Origin of the sequence: Bacteroides sp. CAG:633 (assembly GCF_000435115.1) — a bacterium.
Classification (GTDB): Bacteria; Bacteroidota; Bacteroidia; order Bacteroidales; family Bacteroidaceae; genus Bacteroides; species Bacteroides ndongoniae.
This window is the reverse complement of the sequence record NZ_FR883044.1, coordinates 398-4012: the sequence shown is the minus strand read 5'-3', so window position 1 is coordinate 4012 and position 3615 is coordinate 398. Positions and strand designations below refer to the sequence as shown.

Annotated in this window: 3 protein-coding genes and 1 pseudogene; all 4 read right to left on the bottom strand. The window is 49.2% G+C overall.

Going from position 1 to position 3615, the window contains the following annotated elements; all coding sequences use genetic code 11:
- Positions 1-98: 98 nt before the first annotated feature.
- Positions 99-1335, bottom strand: a pseudogene (gene gluP, locus QVP67_RS05840) (glucose/galactose MFS transporter).
- A 176-nt stretch (positions 1336-1511) separates the two neighbouring features.
- Complete coding sequence (gene serS, locus QVP67_RS05835; RefSeq protein WP_022162626.1) at positions 1512-2786, bottom strand: serine--tRNA ligase; 1275 nt, start codon at positions 2784-2786, stop codon at positions 1512-1514.
- Positions 2787-3016: 230 nt separating this feature from the next.
- Complete coding sequence (gene rpmA / locus QVP67_RS05830) at positions 3017-3286, bottom strand: 50S ribosomal protein L27 (protein ID WP_021847156.1); 270 nt, start codon at positions 3284-3286, stop codon at positions 3017-3019.
- 23 nt (positions 3287-3309) lie between these two features.
- On the bottom strand, positions 3310-3615 hold a 306-nt coding region (rplU, locus tag QVP67_RS05825), incomplete at its 5' end, for a 50S ribosomal protein L21 (RefSeq protein ID WP_288179950.1).

The following is a 3615-nucleotide window of genomic DNA, read 5'->3' as shown; positions in this document are numbered from 1 at the left end:
GTTCAGAAGTTAAGAAGTTAAGCCAAATGCTTTTTTGCACACCAAGGTATCGGCTTAACTCCTTAACTTCTTAACTTCTGAATTCTGATTTTTAAATCTTACTTCGTCCGGATCTTATAGCCCGATATGCTATAATAAAGGATAAAGAGGAAGCAGGGCAGGCAGAGCCAGTAGGCTTGTTGGGGGCTGGTTACGTCCTTCAACCATCCGTACAGGGTAGGAATGACGGCTCCACCGAACATGGCCATGATGAGCAGCGACGAACCGGCTTTGGTGAACTTACCCAGGTCGGCCATGGCAAGCGGCCACAGGGCAGGCCACATCAGCGAACAACCCAGTGCCATGAACGAGATGAAGTAGATGGAGATGTCCTGCGGCGTCAGTGCAACGAGTAGCGAACCGGCGATGGCCAGAATGGAACATATCTTCAAGGCAGCAGCCTGGCTGATGTATTTAGGTATGAAAATGATACCGCAGATGTAACCGATGACGATGCCGATAGGCGCAATCCACGCATAGTTGGCGGCACCCGGCAGGCCNATAGTTGGCGGCACCCGGCAGGCCGAGTGAGTTGGCATAGTCGACAAGTGTGCCCAACGAGACTGTCTCGACTCCTACATACAGGAACAGCGCCAGGCAGCCCAGCAACAGGTGCGGGAACTGGAATACGGAAGTCTTTCCCGCGGCATAGCTGGAAGCTTCGGAAGCGTTGTCGTTTTCGTCCTCGCCTTCGGCTTTCACTTCGGGCAGGGGAGCGAAGAAGGCCATGATGCCCAGTACGATGAAGGCACAGATGATGATTACAAACGGTTTGTTCAGGTCTTCAATACCGATGAGGTGCACGTCTTTGCCCAACAGCCACACGATGAAGATGGACGGGATGGGCCAGGCCAGCTTGTTGCAGATACCCATGATGCTGATGCGCTTGGCAGCACTCTCCAACGGGCCAAGAATGGTGATGTAGGGGTTGACGGACGCTTGCAGATAGGCATTGGCCGCTCCGCTGATGAACGATGCCAGCAGGAACAGGCTGAAACTCTTGTAATTGGCCGACAGGATAAACAGATAGAAGGCCACGGCAAAGATGATGAACGACAGCGACATGGTGCGTTTGTAACCGATAGCTTTAATCGTCAGTCCGGCAGGATAGCCGAAAACAAGGAAGGGGATGAACGTTGCGGCGATAATCAGGTACGAAGCTGCGTTCGAAATGCCCAGTGAACCTTGCAGAACGGGAACAAGCAGCGAGTTGATGCCCAGCGCGAAGCCGATGGCAAAGAACATGATGCCGACGAATGTCAGCGGCAATGCGTAACTTTTGTTTTTAGCACTCATGATAAGTAGATTTATGGGGTTAGAAAATAAAATGATAATCCGTATTATTTTTATATGATAAAGGCTTGTACGGGGATGCCTTCTTTTTTGATTGTCTTTTTGCGGCAAGCGGAAGCAGCCAGTACAAGCCTTTATTTTTATAATGTATGATTAGGATGACAGACCTTGCAATGTTTTTAGTCTATCATGTCGAAACCACAGTAGGGAACCAATGCCTTGGGGATACGGATACCTTCGGGCGTCTGGTTGTTCTCCAGCAAAGCAGCTACGATGCGCGGCAGAGCCAGGGCAGAACCGTTCAGCGTGTGGCACAGTTCGGTTTTCTTTTCGGCTGTACGGTAACGGCATTTCAGACGGTTGGCCTGATAGGTGTCGAAGTTAGATACAGAGCTGACTTCCAGCCAACGCTTCTGTGCTTCGCTGTATACTTCGAAGTCGTAGCAGATGGCAGCCGTAAAGCTCATGTCGCCACCGCAAAGGCGCAGGATGCGGTAAGGCAGTTCCAGTTTCTGGAGTAAGCCTTCGACGTGATCCAACATTTCCTGATGGCTTTGCTTGCTGTGTTCGGGGGTATCGATGCGTACCAGTTCCACTTTCGAGAATTCGTGCAGACGGTTCAGTCCGCGTACGTCCTTACCGTAAGAACCGGCTTCGCGGCGGAAACACTCGGTGTAGGCGCAGTTCTTGATGGGGAGCTGCTTTTCGTCGAGGATGACGTCGCGGTAGATGTTTGTTACGGGTACTTCGGCTGTTGGGATGAGGTAGAGGTCGTCTACTTCGCAGTGGTACATCTGTCCTTCCTTGTCGGGCAGCTGGCCTGTGCCGTAACCCGAAGCGGCATTCACCACTGTGGGCGGCATGATTTCGGTATAGCCCGAGTTGCGTGCTTCGTCCAGGAAGAAGTTGATGAGGGCGCGTTGCAGGCGTGCACCTTTTCCTTTGTAGACGGGGAAGCCGGCGCCGGTAATCTTAACACCCAGGTCGAAGTCGATGATGTCGTACTTCTTGGCCAGTTCCCAGTGGGGCAGGGCATCTTTGGGAAGTTCAGTCTCCATGCCACCCATCTTCACAACGAGGTTGTCTTCGGCAGTAGCGCCTTCGGGCACTTCGTCGTAGGGCACATTGGGAATGGTGTAGAGCAGCTGTTGCAGATCCTGAGCAGCCTGATCCATATCGGCTTGCAGAGTTTTGTTGGCTTCCTTCAGTTCGCCAACACGTGCTTTGGCTGTTTCGGCTTCTTCTTTTTTGCCTTCTTTCATCAGTTGGCCGATAGACTTGGAGAGTGAGTTGACTTCGGCGAGGTTGTTATCTAATACAGCTTGTGTACTTTTACGTTTGTTGTTGTAGGCCAGCACTTGCTCGATAGCTTCTTTGGCATTCTTGAAGTGCTTCTTTTCCAGTCCGCGGATCACCGCGTCTGTGTTTTCTGTGATTTGTTTAATGGTAAGCATATCTTGAATTTGTTTTTTATAATAACCTTGATTTGCAGTGCAAAGATAGTGAAAGGTGAGAGGAGAGACAAACGAAAAACGAAGTTTTTCAGGTTTGGCTATCCCGAACCGCATCCTATCTTATCAAAAGATAGGGAAAAAACAAATAGGGTGTAGTTTTTCGTATAAAAAGAAAGAGGATATGCTTTTAGGGCTTATCCTCTTTTCCTGATTATTTTCTGTTGTTAGCGTTATGCTTCTGCGCTTTCGGCGGGGATTACAGATACATAGCGTCTGTCTTCTCTACCTACTTTGAACTGTACAGTTCCGTCTACCAAGGCGTACAGAGTGTGGTCGCTACCCATACCGATGTTGTTTCCCGGATGGAATTCAGTACCTCTCTGACGAACGATGATGTTACCTGCCTTGCAAGCTTCGCCACCGAATATCTTAACGCCTAATCTCTTACTTGCTGATTCACGGCCGTTCTTAGAACTACCAACACCTTTTTTATGTGCCATTTCTTCTTACTGTTTTAAATTGATTAAGCTACTACTTCTTTGATTGTTAACTCTGTGAATTGTTGACGATGACCGTTCAACTTGCGGTAACCTTTTCTTCTCTTCTTGTGGAATACGAGAACTTTGTCACCTTTTACCAAAGCGGTAACTACTTCGCAAACTACTTTTGCGCCTTCTACTGTAGGAGCACCTACGGTGATGTTGCCGTCTTTGTCTACCAAAAGAACTTTTTCAAATTCTACTGTTGCACCAGCTTCTGCATTCTGCATGTGGTGAACGAACAGTTTCTTGCCAGCTTCTGCTTTGAATTGCTGACCGTTGATTTCTAC

Coding starts and splice junctions, on each gene's coding strand:
- serS (WP_022162626.1), bottom strand. CDS start 2,786: ATGCTTACCATTAAACAAATCACAGAAAACACAGACGCGGTGATCCGC.
- rpmA (WP_021847156.1), bottom strand. CDS start 3,286: ATGGCACATAAAAAAGGTGTTGGTAGTTCTAAGAACGGCCGTGAATCA.